Source organism: Spirochaetota bacterium (assembly GCA_040756435.1).
Classification (GTDB): domain Bacteria; phylum Spirochaetota; class UBA4802; order UBA4802; family UB4802; genus UBA4802.
On record JBFLZD010000059.1, the window covers coordinates 1 to 20917 of the forward strand.

The following is a 20917-nucleotide window of genomic DNA, read 5'->3' on the forward strand; positions in this document are numbered from 1 at the left end:
ATTTTGAAGATGAGTGTATAGAAAAGTTACGACAAATTGAACATGAAGCTGATACAGTTGCTCATGATATTATTGATAGTTTAAACAGGACCTTTATTACTCCATTTGATCGTGAAGATATCCATTCACTGGCCAATGAACTTGATGATGTTGTTGATTTATTATATGCAATTGCAAAACGTATGCGTTTGTATAGATTAAAAGGAAAAAATAAGGATGTCATAGAATTTACTAATTTAATAAAGCATTCTGTTAACTCATTATCCCAGGCAGTGAAAGGTTTACGAAATCACCGACAACCACAGCAAATACAGGATGCATGTATTGAAATAAATAAAATTGAAAATATCAGTGATCAGTTGCGAGATAGTGTTATACAGAAACTTCTTGATAGTAAAAAAGACCCTATAACAATTATAAAATGGAAGGAAATTTTTGAATTAATGGAAACAGTCTTAGATGTATGCGAGGATATATCCAACATTGTGGTTTCTATTCTTGTAAAACAAGGATAAAATAGTCATGACTTTATATATTGCGTTTTTAATTGTTCTTGCGTTGATATTTGATTTCCTGAATGGGTTTCATGATGCGGCCAATTCAATAGCAACAATCGTTTCTACGAGGGTACTATCGCCACGACATGCAGTTATATGGGCTGCATTTTTTAATTTCATTGCTTTTCTGGTTTTTGGATTGCATGTAGCTGGTACAGTTGGGAGTGGAATTATTGATGTCAATATCATTGATAATACAATTATACTTGCGACTTTAACTGGTGCATGTTTGTGGAATATAATTACATGGTATTTAGGTTTACCTACAAGCTCATCACATGCACTCATTGGGGGGTTAATAGGCGCCACACTTATGAAAGTTGGTACCAAGGCATTGTTGTTTGATGGTATACTCAAAACTGTTATTTTTATTTTTGTTTCGCCGATAGTTGGCTTTGCATTAGGACTTGTTTTTGGAATTATTGTTCATTGGGTCTTTCACAAATCACATCCTGCACGAGTTGATAAATTATTTAGAAAGGGTCAGTTACTATCAGCAGCATTTTACAGTTTGGGGCATGGAGGCAATGATGCTCAGAAAACGATGGGTATAATTGGTGGTTTGTTATTCAGCAATGGTTTGATACATATTGCACAGGGTCAAAGATTTCAGGATGCTATACCATTCTGGGTAGTCATTTCTTGTCAGGCTGCAATTGCATTAGGTACCATGTTTGGGGGATGGCGCATTGTGAAGACTATGGGACAGCGTGTAGTCAAATTAAGGCCCGTTGATGGGTTTTGTGCTGAATTTGGCGCTGCGTTTAATCTGTTTGTTATAACTTCATACTTTGGGATACCGGTGAGTACAACCCACACTATAACGGGCGCTATAATGGGAGTAGGTACATTAAAACGTTTCACGGCAGTACGATGGGGTATTGCAGGCCAGATAATATGGGCATGGATACTAACAATACCACTGGCAGCAGTAATATCTGCATTAACATATGTAATTGCTGTACAATTAATGTGATAGAAATATAATTACAATCGTGTAATGTCACTTTTTGGATACATCAGGTCAATGATATCTTTATATTTTTCATGTATCTGGCTTCGTCTAAATTTAAAAGTAGGAGTCAGTTCTCCGCTTTTTACTGAAAAGTCATGCGAAAGTAGTGTAAATTTTTTTATTTGTTCATACGGTGGTAATGCCTGACAGATTTCATTTATCCTGGTTTTATATAATGTTTGAACCTGTGGATGGGATACCAGTTCTTCGTCAGTTTTGTAAGTAATACCATGTTCCCGTGCATACTGTCGTAAAAGGTGAAAATTGGGAACAATAAGTGCCGACAGGTATTTTCTTCTGTCACCTACCACGCAAATATAATTTATCAATGGTTCTGATTCAAATTTTTTTTCAATATTCAATGGAACAATATTTTTACCCTGTGAAGTAATAATAATATCTTTCAACCTGCCGGTTATTCGTAAATAGCCATCTTCATCTATAATACCTATGTCTCCCGATCTAAAATAACCATCAGGTGTAAAAATTTCTGCTTTTTCTTCTGGAGTCATTTTGTTATAGCCCTTGAAAACCATAGGACCTTTAATAAGAATCTCACCCTCATCAGAAATTTTAATCTCTGCTCCAGGGATAGGGCAGCCAACGGTTCCAGGTTTATTTTTTTCAATGCGATTTATTGTCACAACAGGTGATGTCTCGGTTAAACCATACCCTTCAATGATTGGCAATCCAATGCCACCAAAAAAGTAAGCTACATCCAGCGGTAATGGGGCACCACCAGAAAAAAGGAGTCTGACCTGTTGCATGTGCATCATTTTACGGATACTTCGTTTAATAGGCGATAGTATTTTGTTTATTATGTCAGCACCCTTAGGAATTATATTGCCAGAAGATTTTGCTATATAGCATTCTCTACCCACATGTATTGCTGTTATATATATGAATTTTTTTATTGGGTTAAACCGCCGAATAGTGTGAATAGTACTAATATATAATTTTTCATACATCCGGGGAACTGTTGCTATTACGTTTGGTTTTATTTCTATCATGTTGCGATATATTTCTTCGCTTTCAAATGTTGTTGATATTGCCATTGAAGCCCCGGTAAAGGCACTGGTTAAAAGGTCTGCTGAAAAGCCATATACATGGCTAAAAGGCAGATGCGCTAAACGAATGTCTTTATCAGTGAAATTAAACAATGGGACAACAACTTTCTGTGAAACAAAATTTCCATGAGTAAGTAATGCTCCTCTTGGTTCTCCAGTAGTGCCGGGTGTATAAATAAGAGCAGCATTGTCATCAGGATTTATTGCAGGTACTATCGCATTTATTTGTTCGTAGTTGGCTTTCATTTCTCCAAATTTTAATAGTTCATCAATTGTAATCAGTTGTTCATGTTTGGTATGTGAATCAAAATAAGTGATTAATCTTCTGAGTGGAGATTGTATTTTATTTAATATTGCAAATCCCTTTTGAAACTGAGCAACATCGCCAACAAAAAGTATCCTGCACCCGGAATCACGTAATATATCTTCCAACTCATCCTGTAAGATAGTAGGATAAATTGGCGTTACTATCGCACCCAAAGACATAGCGGCAAAAACAGTTGCTGCATAATACAGGTTATTTCTGCTGAATATTCCTATGATACTGCCTTTTTCAACACCATAATCTAACAGTGCAGAAGCAATGTTATATTGGATAGTTATAAATTCTTTCCCGGTTACTGGTGAAAATTTATCAGGCAAGTCTTTATTATAATTTTTTGCATAAAATACAGGTTTGCTGAGATGTTTTAAATAAGAATGAATTTCAATTGCTGCTATATTTTTATCTGTATATTCTAACTTTTTAATTGCGTCTATTAAATCCATAGTACACCCCATACAATGCATTATATCACAGCAGTGTAATGCATTCTTTGAAATTATAGTTCATCAAGAGCATATGCTAATACGCCATCTCCACCTTAAACTATTTTCAATATTTGAAAATCAATTATCATGGGGGGTGTCCAAAAGACATCTCTTTGCAATGACTTTTGCCCTCCTGTCATTGCGAGGAACGAAGTGACGAAGCAATCTTGTCTTCTGCGGCATTACGATTACTTCACTTTGACATGCTCAGTACAAGCGCTAAGCTTGCACTGACTTTGCACTCGCGTCATTGAAATACCCACTGTTTGTTTGGAACACCTTCCCAACTGAAACCTTGATATAATAATTTGAAAATAAATTGTAATGAAGCGTATAACCGATACGCTTCCCCACCTAAAACCTTGATACAATATTTGAAAATCAATTTTCATGAAGCGTATAACCGATACGCTTCCCCACCTAAAACCTCAATACAATATTTGAAATTCAAGCAATGAATAGTATATTTGTATATATAGTTTTGCGTCAACTAAATATGAAAACTTTTGTTAATTATTTCATGAATTATTTTTAATATTTAAATGAGGAAGAACTGTGAACTTTTACTGACGAAAGTAGTGAAGCTTTATAGTATTTCACAAAGGGCTTATATATTTTTTTTATTATAGAGGTATACACAGTGTATTACTTTACATTAAATGTCAAAATGTCAGAATATAAAACTCTTGACTATAATAAGGATATTTTTTTAGTGTACATGACAGGAGAAAATATATGAAAACTGCCAGCATTCCCGAACTAATTGAAGATATACGCAATGGAAAGATGATAATCCTTGTTGATAATGAAGATAGGGAAAATGAAGGTGACCTTATTGTTGCAGCCCAGTATTGTACACCTGATAAAATAAATTTCATGGCAACTCATGGCAAAGGTCTTATATGTATTGCAATGACCCAGGAAAGGTTGCAGGAACTGGGATTGCCACTGATGGTGCCCGAAAATTCTGATAAATTCTGTACTGCATTTACTGTTTCAGTTGATGCCAAAGAGGGGACTACAACCGGTATATCTGCTTATGACAGGGCTAAAACTGTACATGTATTAATTGATCCACGTACAAAACCACAGGATTTAAATAAACCAGGTCATATATTTCCTCTTGCTGCAAAAAAAGGAGGGGTACTGGTACGGGCTGGTCATACTGAAGGGTCGCTTGATTTAACCCGCCTGGCGGGCCTTTATCCTGCTGCAGTGATGTGCGAAATTTTAAATGATGATGGTACCATGGCGCGCCGCCCGGATTTAGATAAATTTGCCGAAAAACATAATCTTAAAATTGGTACGATAGAAGATTTAATTAAATTCAGGCAGCATAAAGAACGGCTAGTTCGACGGGTATCAGAAGCTCATCTGCCAACCGAATATGGTGATTTTACTATAATAGCGTATGAAACTGAAGTTGATAATGCTACACATGTTGCTTTAGTAAAAGGGGATGTTGATGGCAGAGAAAATGTACTGGTGCGTGTTCATTCAGAATGTTTAACCGGTGATGTGTTTGGTTCACATCGTTGTGATTGCGGATCACAATTACATCAGGCATTACGCATGATTGAAAAAGAAGGTTTGGGTGTATTGTTATATATGCGTCAGGAAGGGCGAGGAATAGGTTTAAGTAATAAGCTCAAGGCATATCATCTGCAGGAACAGGGGTACGATACTGTTGAGGCAAATATAAAGTTAGGCTTCCCGGCCGACTTACGTGATTACGGGATTGGTGCTCAGATACTTGTTGATTTAGGATTATCAACTATCCGTTTAATGACAAATAATCCCAAGAAGGTGATTGGTCTTGAAGGTTATGGGCTAACTATCGTAGAAAGGGTTCCAATAGAAATACAGCCAATGAAAGAAAACTATCACTATTTAAAAACAAAAAAAGATAAGATGGGTCATCTGATACTACAAGCTTCAGAGGAAAAGAAGTCTTGAAAAATGGTCAGCCACCAACAATAGTTGTTGTTGATGATGATGAGGTAATTCGCTATAGCCTCCAGAAGAAGCTTTCCCGGTTAGGCTATAATATTATCTCTTTAAGTAAAGCTGAAGATGCACTTTTTTTGCTTAAAAATGATGAGCGAGATATTGACCTGATAATAACCGATATTAAACTGAGGAAAATGGATGGCATTGAATTATTGCGTCATATAAACACAAGTGAAAATCCGGTCCCAACACTCATTATCACCGGCCAGGGTAACATTGAAGATGCTATCAAAGCGTTACGATATGGTGCAATAGATTTTATACGCAAACCGTTTGATATCAATGAGGTTGCTTCAATTGTAAGAAACATTTTACGCAGGAAACAGCAGCACAGCCTGGAAAACCGGTTAGGAGAATATATTATACATGATCAGCGAACATTGCTCATACCCGTTGATGAAACTATAGCGGATATTGTTGCATATGAATTAACCAAGCATCTACCGTATGCGGGATTTTGCAATCGTTCAACTGCTGAAAATATTTCCATGGCTCTTTTAGAAGCACTTTCCAATGCTATGTATCATGGAAATCTGGAAATACCATCTGAAGTGCGAGAGGAACAGGGCATGAAAGGATTTAATGATGAAATACAGAGGCGGTTGCAGGACCCCCAGTACAATCAAAGAAAAGTAACAATTCATTATCATTATACTGGAGAGTATGTAGAATATATTATTGAAGATGAGGGCAAAGGGTTTGACTATACCAATGTAGCTGACCCCAGGGATCCGGAAAACTTTTTAAAAAATAGTGGACGAGGCCTTTTTATTATACAGGTACACATGGATGAAGTTGCATGGGAAAAAGGTGGAAGACAGATACGAATGAAAAAATACAGGACAATACAGTGAGGAGGGAATAATGTACTATACTATACGCTGGGATGAAACAGCAGTTTCAATGTTGGATCAACGCATGTTACCGGTGCAGGAAGTATATCGGCATTATACAAACTATCATGACGTAGCTGATGCAATACGGTCAATGGTAGTCAGAGGAGCACCTGCTATTGGTATAGCAGCAGCCATGGGTATAGCACTGGCTGCTATTAAGAGTAAAATAAACAATATTAATGATTTTAAATCTGAAATGCTGCAGGTATGCCATATTTTTGCATCAACACGGCCAACTGCTGTTAATCTTTTCTGGGCAATTAACAGGATGAGGAATATAATTGAAAAAGCCGAAGACATTGATACATGTAAAAATGATCTGGTGCGTGAAGCTCAAAAAATTCACCAGGAAGATATTGAAATAAATAAAATGATTGGGGAATTTGGCCAAAAATATATTGAGGATGGCTTTACTGTAATGACCTATTGTAATGCAGGAGCACTGGCTACCGGTGGATATGGTACAGCACTGGGAGTCATTCGCAGTGCTGTTGAGCATGGAAAAAAAATAAAAGTGTATGCATGCGAAACAAGACCATACTTGCAGGGTGCACGTATCACTGCATGGGAACTTTTAAAGGATGGCATTGACACCACTCTTATCTGTGATAATATGGCTGGTCATTTCATGAAGAAAGGTGAAATACAGTGTGTCATTGTTGGGGCAGATCGGATTGCAGCAAATGGCGATACTGCAAATAAAATTGGAACATATACGATGTCTATACTGGCTAAAGCACATGGGATACCGTTTTACGTTGCAGCCCCTATATCAACACTGGATCCTGATACGCCTGATGGCAACAGCATCATCATTGAAGAACGAAATATTGATGAGGTTGCATATATACAGGGTGTGCAGATAGCTCCTGAAGGAATATTTATCAAAAATCCAGCATTTGATGTAACTCCTGCTGCAAACATTATGGCTATTATTACAGAAAAAGGTGTTATTGAAAATCCAGCTGCATCAGGGATTACACCTCTTGTAAATGTGCGATAGTTACTGGTAAAGTGGTAATAGGCTCTGACCCCTATTTTCACACCCACCCAAGTATCATGGAATACTTCTTTTTATAATATTCCTCATACTTCATGAACACAGCCACCCTCTTGGCAAAGGTTTCTCCTAACTCTAAAAAATACTCATGATGGTCTATTGGCACTCCTACATCGGCATTTTTATCTAAATATGCCTGTATGCTGCTATAGTGGTATTTTCTAGGGTCAGAGCATAGCCTTCTCCGTATGGGATTATACGCCAAATACCACAACAACCACAACAAATAGTGAAATCCATCTTTGGCAAACTGTATAATGCTATCCTTATACCGCTCATTCCAGAATGGTCCGGTTCTACCTGTCATTTTATTATAAACTTCAGCAAACCGAGCCTTGATATACTGCACAATACGGGATATGGGAGCACCATCATCTACTGTATGAATGACTAAGTGTATATGGTTGTCCATAATACAGAAGGCAATAAGCTTAAAGTGATACTTAGCCTTTGCTTTATTTAGTATTTCTACAAAGCAAGCCTTAAAATAGTCTTCCTGCAACATAGATTTCCACTCTATGCAGCGGGAAGTGATGTGATAGGTTAACCCTGGTAGCTGTACACGCAATTTCCGTGCCATAGTATTCCTCCGTGTTTTGTTATAATGGGTAAATTACGCTTCTACTGTATACAACGCTTTTGGTGGGAAAAATTAAAAGGAATTGGGAAAAATTTTGTACTTTTTGATAAAATATTTTAAAAAAATTGCAAACAATGGGGTCAGAGCATACTATCTTCATAACCCCATCACAACATCATGCAAACCCCGAAGGGTTGAATATTATTGTAAGGGGTCAGAGCCACACTCTCCCCATCTCTGCGGTCTCTGCGTGAGACCAACTGATGCATCACGCAGAGTACGCAGAGTTATTAGAGAGGTAGTGGGATTTGAGTGTCAGAGCAATGAGAGTGGGTCCTGAATCAGGTTCAGGATGACTGCACTGAATCAATCCTGAAATAAATACAGGACATGGTTCAGGATGACTTGTTGCCTATACGTCATTCCGGTCATCTCTTTTTGTCATTTCGAGCGCAGCGAGAAATCTTTGCCTCCCACTTTAAGATTTCTCAGTCACTACGTTCCTTCGAAATGACAAAGTAATACGTCATTCCGGGCTTGACCCGGAATCTCTTGTTCCAACCAATGAGATCCTGAATCAGGTTCAAGATGACTCATTGTAATTACATTATGAATCAAGTTCAGGATGACTGCACTGAATCAATCCTGAAATAAATTCAGGACATGGTTCAGGATGACACCCTGTTATTCACTAAAAAACCCCGAAGGGGTGAAATTATTGTAAGGGGTCAGAGCATTACTTAAAGCAAAGAATAATATAGATGGATAATATCTTCTCCAAATAGCAATGTTATCAAAAATCCTAATGTTAAAAATGGGGCAAACGGTATGTGCGCTTTAAGTGTTTTGCTTTTAAACACGGCATATCCAATTCCATACAATGCGCCAGTGACCAGAGCTATCTCCAGTGCTACTATCGTTTCTTGTAGACCAAGAGTAAAACCAATTGCACCGGCAAATTTTACATCACCACCGCCAAAACCACCTTTGACTAAAATAAGAGGCATAATGAAAACTGTAACCATAAGTACTAACCCCTGTATGTGTGCCAACCACTGGCTATCTAAAAAACAAACAATGATACCTGTTACAAAAATTATCCCCACCAAAAAATCGGGTATTTCCATGGTGAGAAAATCAATTATGGCAATGCATATGCTTGTTGTAATAAGGATAAATTTTACAGTAGCTATCGCTACACTAAAAAAATATATGGAGGCGATAGCTACACAGCCACAGGCGATTTCAGCTGTCATGTATAAAAAAGAAACGTGTTCCCCGCATACACTGCAGCGGCCTTTTGTGAGTAAATATCCAAAAACAGGTATTAGATACATTGGTTTGATCTTTTGCTTACAATATGGGCAATGCGATGGATAGGTGAGAGCTTGAAACGGATTTTTTGCATACGTCCCGTTAGTATAGCGAATGATGAAAGTATATAAAAAGCTTCCCCAGCTGGCACCAAAGAGAAAAGCAAATAGATAGATAATAGATTTGTCCATAGATTACATGGGTATGTAGTAGTTGACACCAAAAAGAAGAAAATCACCTTTGACTGATATGGTTTGTTTGGTAGTTCCTGCAATTTCGTCTTTAATTGGTATTGAACGTCCTTCCTGATGCATCCATTCGACTGAAAGGGTGATTTTTGATGTTATGGGTGCTTCAGCTCCCATCATGTAATGGAATCCTGGTATTGAATCAGCAAAGCGGTATTTGGCAGCTGGTGCTGTTTCTTTCCATTCAAGGTATGCATAATTATATGTTATCCCTGCGCCAAGGAAAAAGTACGTACGCTGCTTTAATGGCATGATTAAGCCAACTGTAGCGGGCAGGCCAAACTGATATGTTGAAATGGTTACTTTATTTGCATCAGCTTTGCCGCGTACACTATAGGGGCTGGTAAAATGTGTGCCAATCCTGAAAAGAAAATAATTGAACTGATAGCGCATGTTAATGCCCCATGTGAATGAATAGGGGATGCTAATCTGATCAACTGATGTAGCAGTGGTTTTTGCTACAGTATTCCATTGCATTATAGCTGGTTCAAGATGGTTAGGATCATAGGTAATACCCGCATTGAGCCCTAATGAAAATTCGCCAATTGCATAGGCACCCTGTACCATTAAAAATAAATACAACAGCATGATGCATGCTATTGATGTGATGTGATATGTTTTTTTCATTCTAATCATGGCTATATTGGTTTAAAATAATATGATATGCCTAAAAGGAAACGGTATCCTGAAAAGTCAAGGGGTGCATAATCAGTGTTGCCATCCCCTGTTTTTGAATCCTTGATTACATTTGTTGTACCACGGTAATAAGATAATGAAGTGGATATGGCAAACTTTTCATTAATAAAATATTCGCCTTCTGCGTTGATGACCAGTGGATAAGCACTTCCTTTGAATTGCCCTTTATATGATAGCGGTGCATCTGACTCAAATTTATTTTTATACCGTCCCCAGGCATATGCCAGACCACATGAAAACGTTATTTTCATATCTTTATAAAATGGTATAATGATGCCAACAGTTAGCGGTATATCAAATCCATCAAAGCTGTAATTGCATTCAAGCAATCTGTCTGTACCATCGTTATAAACGGTTTTGCCTTTGCCACCCCACACACTTTTGAAGTAATTTGCACCAATTCGTGCAGTAAAAAAATCATACATAACTATTTTAAAATTTACACCTGCGGTTGCACCTAATAATCGGTGAATGGTGGCAGTGGAAAATCCTGTTTGCGATTTATTTATACCATCAATTCCTGTCGCAGAGCCAAAAGTATTGTCCTGCTCATATGAGTAAAGATTGCCTCCTAACGAAGGGATATAACCAGCATAAAGGCTTATTGCCTGGTTAAAGGGCGAAGTTTGCGCAAAGGCTGTTACAGGAACTATCGCACATAATACTAGTATTAAAAGTTTATAAAACATAGTACATGACACCTATCATAATTCTGTGGCCACTGTAATCTATAAAAAGGTCTTTATAATTATTGGCATTATATGTTCCGGTGGTTGTAATGACTGGCTTTGAGCGGGCATCAACATACATCCATTCCATATACAGTGAAAAAGAGCTTGTCACATGCAGCTGCATGCCAGCTAAAAAGCCAGCACCAAATGCCGTTGCGTCTATATCTTCGGAAGAACCATTTGATAAAGTTACTTTGCCTGTGCCATAAAAATACGATACTCCGCCACCTAAATAAAATGCCCCCCGGTCACGCAAGGGGAATTGCAAACCAGTATAAAGGGGAAGCATGGTATATTGGACATTATATTGATTGACTCCCACAGTAGCCTGGTCTTCTAAAACTTTGCCTTTATTAATAGTAAAGGAAGCATCGCCACCGGTGCGAATAAAAAAGAAAGGTACTGATAAACGTATAGCCACACCAAAAATGGCACTATTTTGTGGTTCAGTTTGTGCAGCGGGATAAAAGGTTGTAAGATCACCTACATCATGCTGAGCGCCAACGTGAATGCCAACCCCAAAGTAACGCTGGGCAAATGCAGATGTATTTGCACCAACAATGAAAATCAGTAATGGAATATAAATAATAGCTTTTTTAAACATTCATTAACCTTCTGTATGATACTACCATCGACAATAAATACTACAACCAAAAGAAAAAATGTCAAGAGAGATTTTTTGACAGTTACATATTTTTAAATAAATCAGCAGCCTTATTTTTGCTGGATAACCGTTCATAATCGTCATAATCAACAAAAGTTAAATGCGGTAGCTTTTTCTTTAACCGCATCACCACCTCAGCACTTTTCCCACCCCGTGCATCTTTACTTGTAACATATTTAAATTCCCTTTTGCATGTTGGGCATGTATGCAAATCCTGTAATTTTAAGCCAGGTGTTTTACATCCCGGGCAAAACCCAAAAAGGTCATCTGCCATTAGTATATGTTCTTGCACATCCTTGATATCAGCTTCCTGCCATATCCTGAGTAAATCCATGGTGTGCTCCTTAAAATTTTTTACTATTGTGCGATAGTTACCGTGAAAAATCAAATGTTTTTTAGTTGCAATAAACTAAATGTATACAGTAATGATTCATGACAATTATTCACTAATTATTCCTAAGTGGAGAAATTTGAACAAAATATCAAATGGTGTACCTGGTGTATATTCTTTATGAAATAATACAACATTTACAGAGCTATCTCTATTGTCCTGTGAAACAATGTGGTATTGATATATTTCTATAATTATTCAAACAGGAGTTAATCATGGATACTATCGCACAAAAAAATGAAAGGATGATGGTGTTATTACTGGTGGTGTTTATTGTCATTTACAAATTTTTTACATTCAGAATGTTTGATATTGGTGGAGATGCCATCAATTATTGGTTTGCTGCAAAGCATATTTATTATAATATTCCATATATTGAACTTGACCATCAGACTGCACGCTTTGGTTTAATTTTACCTATATGGTTCAGTCAATTAATTTTTGGAGCTCATCCGGCTGTTTCACTCATAATACCAAATTTATTTTTTATTATTCATATAATCCTTATATACAAAATTGGCAAATATATAAAAAGCCCTTTTGTGGGTCTGGTAACAGCAATTCTTTATATGGTATGTCCATATATTATTCGGTTTGGTACACAGGTGGTCCCTGAAGCTGTTGGCGGGCCATTAGTTACAGCATCTTTTTATTTGTTGTTAAAATACAAAGATGACAATAAAAAAGAACTCCTGTATCTAACTTTATCAGCTTTTTTATTATTCTGGGCATATTGTGCCCATGAGCTGGATATTTTTCTTATGCCGGGATACTTGCTTGTTATACTGCTGTTTAAAAGAAATATGAAACATGCAATATTCTATAGCGCTGTTTTATTCATTTTATTTCTTTGTGAAACATCAATATTTTATTATTATACCGGTGATATTATGGCTCGGTATCATGCCATCACCGGCCATCATTTTACACTTGAAAAGTTTGTACCAATATCGTTCTGGCAGCTTTTTGAACGGTATACTAAAACACAGTTATGGTGGCGTATCCCTTTTTATCTATATCTTGTTGTGCTATATCCGGTCTGGAAAAGATCAGATATAAAAATAAAATCTGTTGTTATCCTTGGTGTTATTTTCTTTTTATTAATGCTTTTTGCAGTTAAAAGCATTAATCCCATTGTGCCGGCACTGGCATATAAAGAAGTACATCTTCTTTTTGCGTTGCCATTTATGCTATTTGTCATTGCCATAGCTATTGAAAACAGTATACAATGTATAGCGGAAAAGGGTAAAGTTATTAAAACATTTATGCTAAGCGACAGTTACCGGGTAAAAGCCTTTGCATTATTTATTTGTATAATTACTTTTCTGTCGGCGATAGTTACTGCAAGTGGTGTATTGCCTGATAAAGCATCTCCCTACTATAATAATCCGTTAAGAATTAATGAACACAAGTTTTTACGCTTTTTTACGTATTATTCCATATTTAACGATGCGTATGATAAAGGTGTCCCTATAGTATCTGATTATGTGTATTATGTAAAGGATAAGGAAATATATGATAGTGTCCAGAAACTGAGATCCCAGGGTAAAAATCTTACTGAAGCATTGCAACTTACGGGTGTTGATTTACAATATTATACATCTATACGACCCAATATGCCTGTGAAAAGTTTAAATGCAGTTAGGAAGATATTCCTGAATGTAAATCCTTTAAACATTCCAAAGATCAGGACTTTGCAGGTGGGTGATAGAATTATGTATTTTATTATTAAGCGTGATGTAACTGTACTGGAACAGAAAAAATTATTTGTTCAGGGTTCTCCTATAGTTTATGCAACAGGAAGGGAACTTAAGGCTCTTAAAGAAACATTTAAGGCAAACCCATAAATTTGCAACAGTAGATAGTTACATCTTAGAAAATATACTTAGCTCATAATTTGCTGCTGTACTATTTATTGAAGCAGCATCTAAGATACTGTGAAAAAGTATATAGTTGGGAAGCTGTTTGTTTTTATTTTTCAAAAGATTATTATATTTTTCAGGATTTCTTTTTTTATATTCATCTGACATCCATACAAACATGGCTGGATTTGTTATTTCTTTTCTGTGAAGACCCGGTATATGACCATAGTATCCATCTTCACCAAGAAATTCTCCATGGTCTGAGCAATAAATTACTATTGCATTTTTATCGATAACCCTTTTTATAACCTGGGATATGATGTAATCAGCATAAAGTATAGAATTATCATAATTATTAACCAACTCATCATGATCACAGCGCGATACATTGCTGGTTGTGCATATAGGAACAAACTTGTGGAATGTATCAGGATAATGTTTATGAAATTCCCAGTGGCTGCCCATGCAATGTAACACTATGAGCTTTCTCTTTTCATTTTTTAGAAGTTCATCAAGTTCAGGCAGCATATTCTCATCTAAAATTTGTGCATTTGTTACAGTGTAATCTTTTTTTGTGTTTCTGTTCCATATAATTTGCTTTTTGATTGATGCTTCATTAGCAAATGCTGCTATATTAGAGTAGCTATTATCAATAACATCCTGATTGGATATCCATGCTGTAGAAAATCCGTGCTTATTAAATATTGATACAAATGAAGTTTCTTTATATGTAATATCTTCATTTTCTTTTGTTGCTCGGGTCATCATCAGCGGAACTGCTTTATTGGTAACTCCGTAAATGGAATCTATATTTGGTAAACTGACAACCTGTAATTTTTCAATGTTAGGTGATGTTTTTCGTGGATATCCGTTAATTGAAAAATGATCAGCCCGTGCAGCTTCTCCTATAATAAATACTATGGTTAAATCAGCATTTTTTTCCTGGTTAAATGTTGATGGCAATTGTGATATATTGGTACGGGGCTGATGTATAATTGCCTGGTATTTATTATACATGTTGATAGCGTAAAAAAATGCATATGGCATAACGGGTCTGGAAAAGTATAACAAAAAAAGCACAGGGCTTAATAGCAGTATAAAGATGATTTTAATACGTCTGAATGGTGCATCATTATGAAGTTTATTGTAATAATATAAAAATAAGGTGGTTACCAGCAAAATAGACATCACCATTATTATTAAATCAAAACTAATAACACCACTTGCTTCATGAGGATTTGTTTGAACAAGTAAAATAAAAGTGTCCAGCAGGTAGATTCTGACTTTATAAACTATGATAAAATACAGTGCTATAGAACTCAAGAAAGTTGTTAGTAGTGTAATGATAGTAAAAAGTTTTTTATGTATGGATGCTACAAGGAAATAGTAAAAAACAAGAGGGATTGACAGGATGAATAATAAAATAGTATTTATGATTGTATTGCCATATTTAACGGGGTAACGTATGAAATCAATGGCATTGAAAACCAACGAATAAATGACTGAAAATACTAATATAATAATTATATTACCATATTTAGTATTCTGAAATGAACTACATGGAGTGAATATTTTTTTTAACATTGTTTTCATCTTTACTCTTTCATCATAGGCTATTTATATTCTGTTAAAGCTGAATTTTATAAAACATGGTATATGTTTGATATGCTGTTTATAATTATAGCTCCTAATTATGTAATGCTCAATAATACCAAAAAAATGTTCCCCTTCTATAATTATCATTTATTTTTATTTTCACAATATTTTTATAATTTAATGGGGCATATATGGATTATGCTATGAGTTCAATTCAATATATTATTTAAAAATAATAGAATATAGCTTTTCTGCAGATGCTAATAATGTATGACCTTTATTATTTCTCCATATTCCTTATTATAATCAATAGCTTTTAATTTTGAGTTTTTACGGTAAGGTTTAATCAGATAGCCTTTATAGCCCAGCATTTTGACAAATTCAATTTCAGAAGGGTCGTCATCAATTAAAAGTTCTCCGCTAATTTTTGTTATATCTTTATGAATGCCTTTGTTTAAGGGGTCGTAATCCTCACGGTAAATACATTTATCAAAATAGGTGTGCAACTTATGATACAATAAAATTTCTTTTGCCCGTATTTTTGTTGAATTGGTCCAAAGATACAGGTGAAGATTTTTATTTTTTAGGTTAGTAAGAAAATCAATTATTCCCGGCCTTGTTGTGGAGCCAAATTCATCAACCAGTGTGTTATCCATATCAAATACAATGTGCTTAATCATAGATGGCTCCTTAGCTAAAAATGCTCATTACACAATGATAGTTTTTTTCACATATATAAGGGAACTCCTAAAAACTGTTTTTTAGTATGTGCCCTTATGAGCATAATATATAGGATAAAACTGCTTTCTATTATAATAAATAATTTTGGAAGAAAGCAGTTTTTAGATGTGCCCATAACTATTAGCTTTTTATTGCTACTTACTCTAAAAGACAATTAAAATAAATAGAAAAAGCAAATAAAAAATTTTTTTGCGATAGTTCTAAAAATTGTTGCACTTGTGGTAAATTAAAAAATATTTTGTATAATAATATTTGGTCTGATTGTAAATATATAACCATTGCATAAATAAAAACCTCCGCATTTTACAAACAGGCTGAATAGTGGGCGTATTGTTGCTTTCAGGAGGTGCCTGTTTTCAGTTCTTCCGGTATGTAGGTTAATTATACATCATGGTGAAATAATAATGCCGTCATTGCGAGCGTGCGATTTTGTGTGCATTTGTCATTGCGAGTCCCGGCTTCGACAGGACAAAGCAATCCGTTTTGCACGACGAGATTGCTTCGTCACTTCGTTCCTCGCAATGACGAGTAGCCATAAGTCATTGCGAGCGAAGCGCTTGCACTGAGTGCTTCGACGAGCTCAGCAACCACTTGTCGAAGTGAAGCAATCCCAATACTATGTAATGTGAGATTGCTTTGTCGCTGGCGCTCCTCGCAATGACAGGGAAATGGATTGCCACGGCACTTCGTTCGTCGCAATGACGTATGATGTCGTCACCGCGAGGGGGCAAGCCCCGTGGCGGTCTCTGATTGCCATCAGTCATTGCGAGCGAAGAGCTTGCACTGAGTGCTTCGACGAGCTCAGCAACCACCTGTCGAAGTGAAGCAATCCCTTTTGCACGACGGGATTGCTTCGTCACTTCGTTCCTCGCAATGACGTATGATGTCGTCACCGCGAGGGGCGTAAGACCCGTGGCGGTCTCTGATTGCTAACAGTCATTGGAGTGAAGTGAAGCAATCCCTTTTGAACGACGAGATTGCTTCGTCACTTTGTTCCTCGCAATGACGTGTGGGGTATGGCGCTCGCAATGACGTGTGTAGTAACGGTGAATGCAATGACATAATAATTTAAAAGGAGGAATTCCCAATGAAAAAGAAGGTTTTTGCAGTAATTATGATGTGCGCAATAGCAGGATTTATTGCATGCGGAGGGGGAGGAGGTGCATCGGTCACCAATAATGATCCAGGAGGAGAGCCAACACCGCCGGCGGGCAGCCTGGACACCAGCTTTGGCGTTGGGGGGATAGTGGTGACGGATTTTGAAAACGGCCTTGATGAAGCAAAAGCAATTGCAATACAATCTGATGGCAAAATACTTGTTGCTGGAATTGCAAATATTTCAGGGGAAAACAACAATTTTGCGATTGTCCGCTATAATTCTGATGGAACTTTGGACACTTCTTTTGGAACAGAGGGGAAGGTTACCACAAATTTTGGCAGTTTACGTAATGATCAGGCTTATGCAATGGCTTTACAATCTGATGGTAAAATTATTGTAGCTGGATATACTAATGAGGGGGGAAATTTTAATTTTGCTTTAGCAAGATATAACACTAATGGATCGTTAGATACTTCATTTGATTCAGATGGCTTGGTCTATACAGATCTACAAACTGGTTCAACCGACATTGCCTATGCGATGGCAATACAGTCTGATGAGAAAATTGTTGTAGCTGGTTATACTATAACAGGTAGTTATAATGCCGACATTGCAATAGTGCGATATAATAGCGACGGTTCTCTTGACACAGGATTTGGCACCAATGGAATTGTTATTACCGATATAAATTCCAATAGCAAAGATTATGCAAGATCTCTTGCTATTCAATCAAATGGATATATTGTTGTTGGAGGAGACACTGCTCCTTCAACTTCTGCAAATTCATCATTTTTGTTAATGCGTTATAAAGATGATGGTACTATTGATACTTCTTTTAACACTAATGGGTATATTACAACCAATATGGGAACAGGTATTGATTCTGGTAATGCAGTATATATCCAATCTGATGGTAACATTATACTTGCAGGCTATGCCAATGACTCATCTTCAGCCTCGTATGATTTTGCTATAGCACGGTATACCACGAATGGTTTACTTGATAATTCTTTTGGCAACAGCGGTAAGGTATTAACACATTTTGATGAAGCACATAGAGATGATTATGGTTATTCTGTCGTTCTGGATGCATCAGGAAGAATTCTTTTTGCTGGCGCCACCTCAGTAGGCACCTCAGATTATGATTTTGCATTATGCAGATATGCTGCAAATGGAACAGTTGATACTTCATTTGGGACAATGGGAAAAGTTAAAATTGATCTTGAAAGCACAGACGACAGAGGCAATGCAATTGCAATACAATCTGATGGCAAAATACTTGTCGCTGGCAGAACAAAAATTTCTGATACTAATACTGGTGCTTTCGCCCTCATCCGCCTGTGGCCGTAATTGCTCGCCTGCCGCGTTTTGATTGAATTCCCTTGCGTTCCCTGCGCACTCGCAGGGGACGCACATGCATCATGATAGTGTGAATCAAAATATTATCGCTCCCATAATCTGGAAACAGGTCAATAGCTTTCTCATACGCTGCAATAGCTTGGTTATACCAACCCTGGAATTGTAGTTATTGAGCTGTTTGGATAAAGACTTTTGGTTGAGCTAACTCAGCGTTCATTTTTGCCTGGAGGCATTACTATTTCTGGATAGCTGTTGAGCATACAGGTAATTAAGATTGGCACATAGCCGTTCGGATGTATACCCAAAATCTTTGGCGCGTTTTTCAGAAATGATCAATGGTGGATACCTGTCAAACTCAAGCCATACTGAACGGTCAGGTGCAAGCCCCTCAACACCGTCAACGGAAAACCATCTCAGTTTTTCAGTGAATGTGATTCGTTTTAAATTTGACACCGGCCAATTTTTGGTTTTTCCGTTGATATAATAGCCTGTAATATCTTGTTTGGTAAACCTTAGCCGTACAAACTGCTTTGGAGACAATCCATTTATGATGACTGCAATCAATACGCCCAACGAAAGCAAAATCAAAAAGCTCCCCATTCTCCAGTTGAACTTGTTTGTTTCTCCATCACGGCTTAAGATAATCACAATCCCGCACAGAATAGCAATTAATGCACCAAACTGCAAAATTTTTGACAGCCAGAAACGGTGGGCAAACGAAAGGTGAAAAGGAAAAGAGACCTGATCTGCTTCTAACGGTCTGGGAGATACTTTTTTCTGCAGTATCTTCCATAGCGCAGGATAATTGCCAATGCGAGTGCTAAACGAAAGAACACTTGACCTGGTTTTAAGGATAATGCCCTCCGGGATATGCCACCTGGTAAAACTAATATCAACAATATCACGATAAAGTATTTGTTTTTCTTTCCCAAACCGTTTTAAAATAATAGCCTCCTGGGTCAAAATAACATATCCGCTATGCCTATAAAAAAGGTAGAATCCCAGAAGCGTAAAGGGCATAAGCCCAAGTGCTAAAATTGCAAGGACAAGATAATCATTTTTATTAACCGTCAGCAACGAAAAAAAATCAAACACTGGAACAGAAACAAATAACAAATACGCAAAACCCATCAGGCCAAGCAAAGCCATACCATATGTGCGCATATCGGAGGAAAAATGAAATGTGCGTTGTGTCTGTTTCATCAGTTATCTTTTCTCCAACAAATCACCGGGATGAAACGATAGCCAGCCACCTGCTTGCGCTGTTACCGGTATTTGGCCCACTGCAGACTGCACCAACTTAAAATTAACTAAAGGGTAGTAATAACACAATAACATGGCAAGACAATTTTTTTATGGTATGGTGTTAATCTTTACGACGGTATGAATGCAATAATACATAAAAGATACATGATATACCCGGGAACTATGGTAGTATTTTTTATTATTACAAAAAGATAAAGGAGGGATTGTTACTACTCATAAGGCTCTTTATTGTTTGCTTTTGCACTTTACAGCAGGCAGTAGATGTTATTCCATTGTTGTGTTCCTATGTATGTGTTTTTTTAACTTTATCACACGGAATATATGATTATTTCTATTTACTTGTAGAGATGGATTTAATTTTAATGATATGAAAATATAATGTTAAATTGTGTGAATTTTGAATATCAAATACAAAGTATCGTTAAAGAATTTTAAAAAAATCTTGCGCGATAGTTATCGGTAAAGTAGTATTGACATAAAAGATAATACTACTATACACACTTTGGGAGGAAACTATGGATTTTGAAACCACTACATGCATTTCTTTGCAGCATTTAGCCATCCTTCAAGAAGATGCACAAAAATTAGATGTGCCGCTTAGGACACTTATTGTATACATGGTTATGTATGCAGCAAAGAATGAGAAAAAGAAGTATGTAGCATTTAAACGTATAGCCTACCGTAAACGTAATGCTGGCAATCCCTGGAAGAGGGTACATCTGGTGTTATATCAGTCAGAGTATGAGTTTTTCTTAGATGTGAAGAAGCTGTGGAAGATGTCGCTTGCCAATATCATTGCATTTTGTGTGGATAATGTGCTGGAAGAATTTTTTTTGTATTTCAAAGAGCGATTAAAAGAAATAAATACCGATAACTATCCAGAGAACTTGCCCAGTTATTATGAAAACAGGTCATATACCTTTGATTTTCACCGTGAAAACGGCATCCATTGCCT

19 protein-coding genes are annotated in these 20917 nt (G+C 36.7%); 9 read left to right on the forward strand and 10 right to left on the reverse strand.

Annotated features, from left to right (window positions below; translation table 11 throughout):
* Positions 1–515 (forward strand): DUF47 family protein (locus AB1444_13650; GenBank protein ID MEW6527695.1); only part of this gene is annotated, 515 nt, incomplete at its 5' end.
* A 7-nt stretch (positions 516–522) separates the two neighbouring features.
* Positions 523–1533, forward strand: coding sequence for an inorganic phosphate transporter (locus AB1444_13655; protein ID MEW6527696.1), 1011 nt, complete (start codon positions 523–525; stop codon positions 1531–1533).
* An 11-nt stretch (positions 1534–1544) separates the two neighbouring features.
* On the opposite strand, the gene AB1444_13660 is transcribed toward AB1444_13655, so the two are convergent.
* Positions 1545–3407: an AMP-dependent synthetase/ligase gene (locus AB1444_13660; GenBank protein MEW6527697.1), complete on the reverse strand. Its 1863-nt coding sequence runs from the start codon at positions 3405–3407 to the stop codon at positions 1545–1547.
* 777 nt (positions 3408–4184) lie between these two features.
* Between AB1444_13660 and AB1444_13665 the strand changes: the two genes are divergently transcribed.
* Genes AB1444_13665 through mtnA form a run of 3 tightly spaced genes read left to right on the forward strand, consistent with a single transcriptional unit; the run spans position 4185 to position 7358 of the window.
* A complete protein-coding gene (locus tag AB1444_13665; protein MEW6527698.1) occupies positions 4185–5405 on the forward strand; it encodes a bifunctional 3,4-dihydroxy-2-butanone-4-phosphate synthase/GTP cyclohydrolase II in 1221 nt (406 codons plus the stop codon).
* Entirely contained in the window at positions 5402–6313 is a 912-nt protein-coding gene (locus AB1444_13670; GenBank protein ID MEW6527699.1) for a response regulator, read from the forward strand. Before AB1444_13665 ends, AB1444_13670 begins: the two co-directional genes overlap by 4 nt.
* Before the next feature lie 7 nt (positions 6314–6320).
* On the forward strand, positions 6321–7358 hold the full coding sequence (gene mtnA / locus AB1444_13675) for an S-methyl-5-thioribose-1-phosphate isomerase (GenBank protein MEW6527700.1): 1038 nt from the start codon (positions 6321–6323) through the stop codon (positions 7356–7358).
* A gap of 37 nt (positions 7359–7395) precedes the next feature.
* Here the strand turns inward: mtnA and AB1444_13680 are convergent, their stop codons facing one another.
* The 6 genes from AB1444_13680 to AB1444_13705 all read right to left on the reverse strand — a co-directional run bounded on the left by AB1444_13680 (position 7396) and on the right by AB1444_13705 (position 11982).
* Positions 7396–7995, reverse strand: a complete 600-nt coding sequence (locus AB1444_13680) for a transposase (protein ID MEW6527701.1) — start codon at positions 7993–7995, stop codon at positions 7396–7398.
* Between the two features lie 740 nt (positions 7996–8735).
* Positions 8736–9500 carry an A24 family peptidase gene (locus tag AB1444_13685; protein MEW6527702.1) on the reverse strand — a complete coding sequence of 255 codons (765 nt, stop codon included), beginning with the start codon at positions 9498–9500 and terminating at the stop codon, positions 8736–8738.
* A gap of 3 nt (positions 9501–9503) precedes the next feature.
* Entirely contained in the window at positions 9504–10184 is a 681-nt protein-coding gene (locus tag AB1444_13690) for an outer membrane beta-barrel protein (GenBank protein MEW6527703.1), read from the reverse strand.
* A gap of 11 nt (positions 10185–10195) precedes the next feature.
* Complete coding sequence (locus AB1444_13695; protein ID MEW6527704.1) at positions 10196–10942, reverse strand: hypothetical protein; 747 nt, start codon at positions 10940–10942, stop codon at positions 10196–10198.
* Positions 10932–11588 carry an outer membrane beta-barrel protein gene (locus AB1444_13700; protein MEW6527705.1) on the reverse strand — a complete coding sequence of 219 codons (657 nt, stop codon included), beginning with the start codon at positions 11586–11588 and terminating at the stop codon, positions 10932–10934. Before AB1444_13700 ends, AB1444_13695 begins: the two co-directional genes overlap by 11 nt.
* An 82-nt stretch (positions 11589–11670) precedes the next feature.
* Positions 11671–11982 (reverse strand): hypothetical protein, encoded by a 312-nt coding sequence (locus tag AB1444_13705; GenBank protein MEW6527706.1) that lies wholly within the window; start codon positions 11980–11982, stop codon positions 11671–11673.
* A 272-nt stretch (positions 11983–12254) separates the two neighbouring features.
* Between AB1444_13705 and AB1444_13710 the strand changes: the two genes are divergently transcribed.
* Positions 12255–13886: a glycosyltransferase family 39 protein gene (locus AB1444_13710; GenBank protein MEW6527707.1), complete on the forward strand. Its 1632-nt coding sequence runs from the start codon at positions 12255–12257 to the stop codon at positions 13884–13886.
* 18 nt (positions 13887–13904) lie between these two features.
* Here the strand turns inward: AB1444_13710 and AB1444_13715 are convergent, their stop codons facing one another.
* Positions 13905–15485: a sulfatase-like hydrolase/transferase gene (locus AB1444_13715; GenBank protein ID MEW6527708.1), complete on the reverse strand. Its 1581-nt coding sequence runs from the start codon at positions 15483–15485 to the stop codon at positions 13905–13907.
* 272 nt (positions 15486–15757) lie between these two features.
* Complete coding sequence (locus AB1444_13720) at positions 15758–16177, reverse strand: HAD family hydrolase (GenBank protein MEW6527709.1); 420 nt, start codon at positions 16175–16177, stop codon at positions 15758–15760.
* Between the two features lie 1148 nt (positions 16178–17325).
* On the opposite strand from AB1444_13720, the gene AB1444_13725 reads away from it, so the two are divergent.
* On the forward strand, positions 17326–18687 hold the full coding sequence (locus AB1444_13725; GenBank protein ID MEW6527710.1) for a delta-60 repeat domain-containing protein: 1362 nt from the start codon (positions 17326–17328) through the stop codon (positions 18685–18687).
* A gap of 222 nt (positions 18688–18909) precedes the next feature.
* Here AB1444_13725 and AB1444_13730 read toward each other — a convergent pair whose 3' ends face one another.
* A complete protein-coding gene (locus AB1444_13730) occupies positions 18910–19899 on the reverse strand; it encodes a hypothetical protein (protein ID MEW6527711.1) in 990 nt (329 codons plus the stop codon).
* Here AB1444_13730 and AB1444_13735 point away from each other — a divergent pair.
* Together AB1444_13735 and AB1444_13740 are read left to right on the forward strand one after the other, a co-directional pair.
* A complete protein-coding gene (locus tag AB1444_13735; protein MEW6527712.1) occupies positions 19878–20000 on the forward strand; it encodes a hypothetical protein in 123 nt (40 codons plus the stop codon). The two genes, AB1444_13730 and AB1444_13735, sit on opposite strands and share 22 nt — an antisense overlap.
* Before the next feature lie 477 nt (positions 20001–20477).
* The coding region (locus AB1444_13740) for a hypothetical protein (protein ID MEW6527713.1) at positions 20478–20917 on the forward strand (440 nt) is incomplete at its 3' end.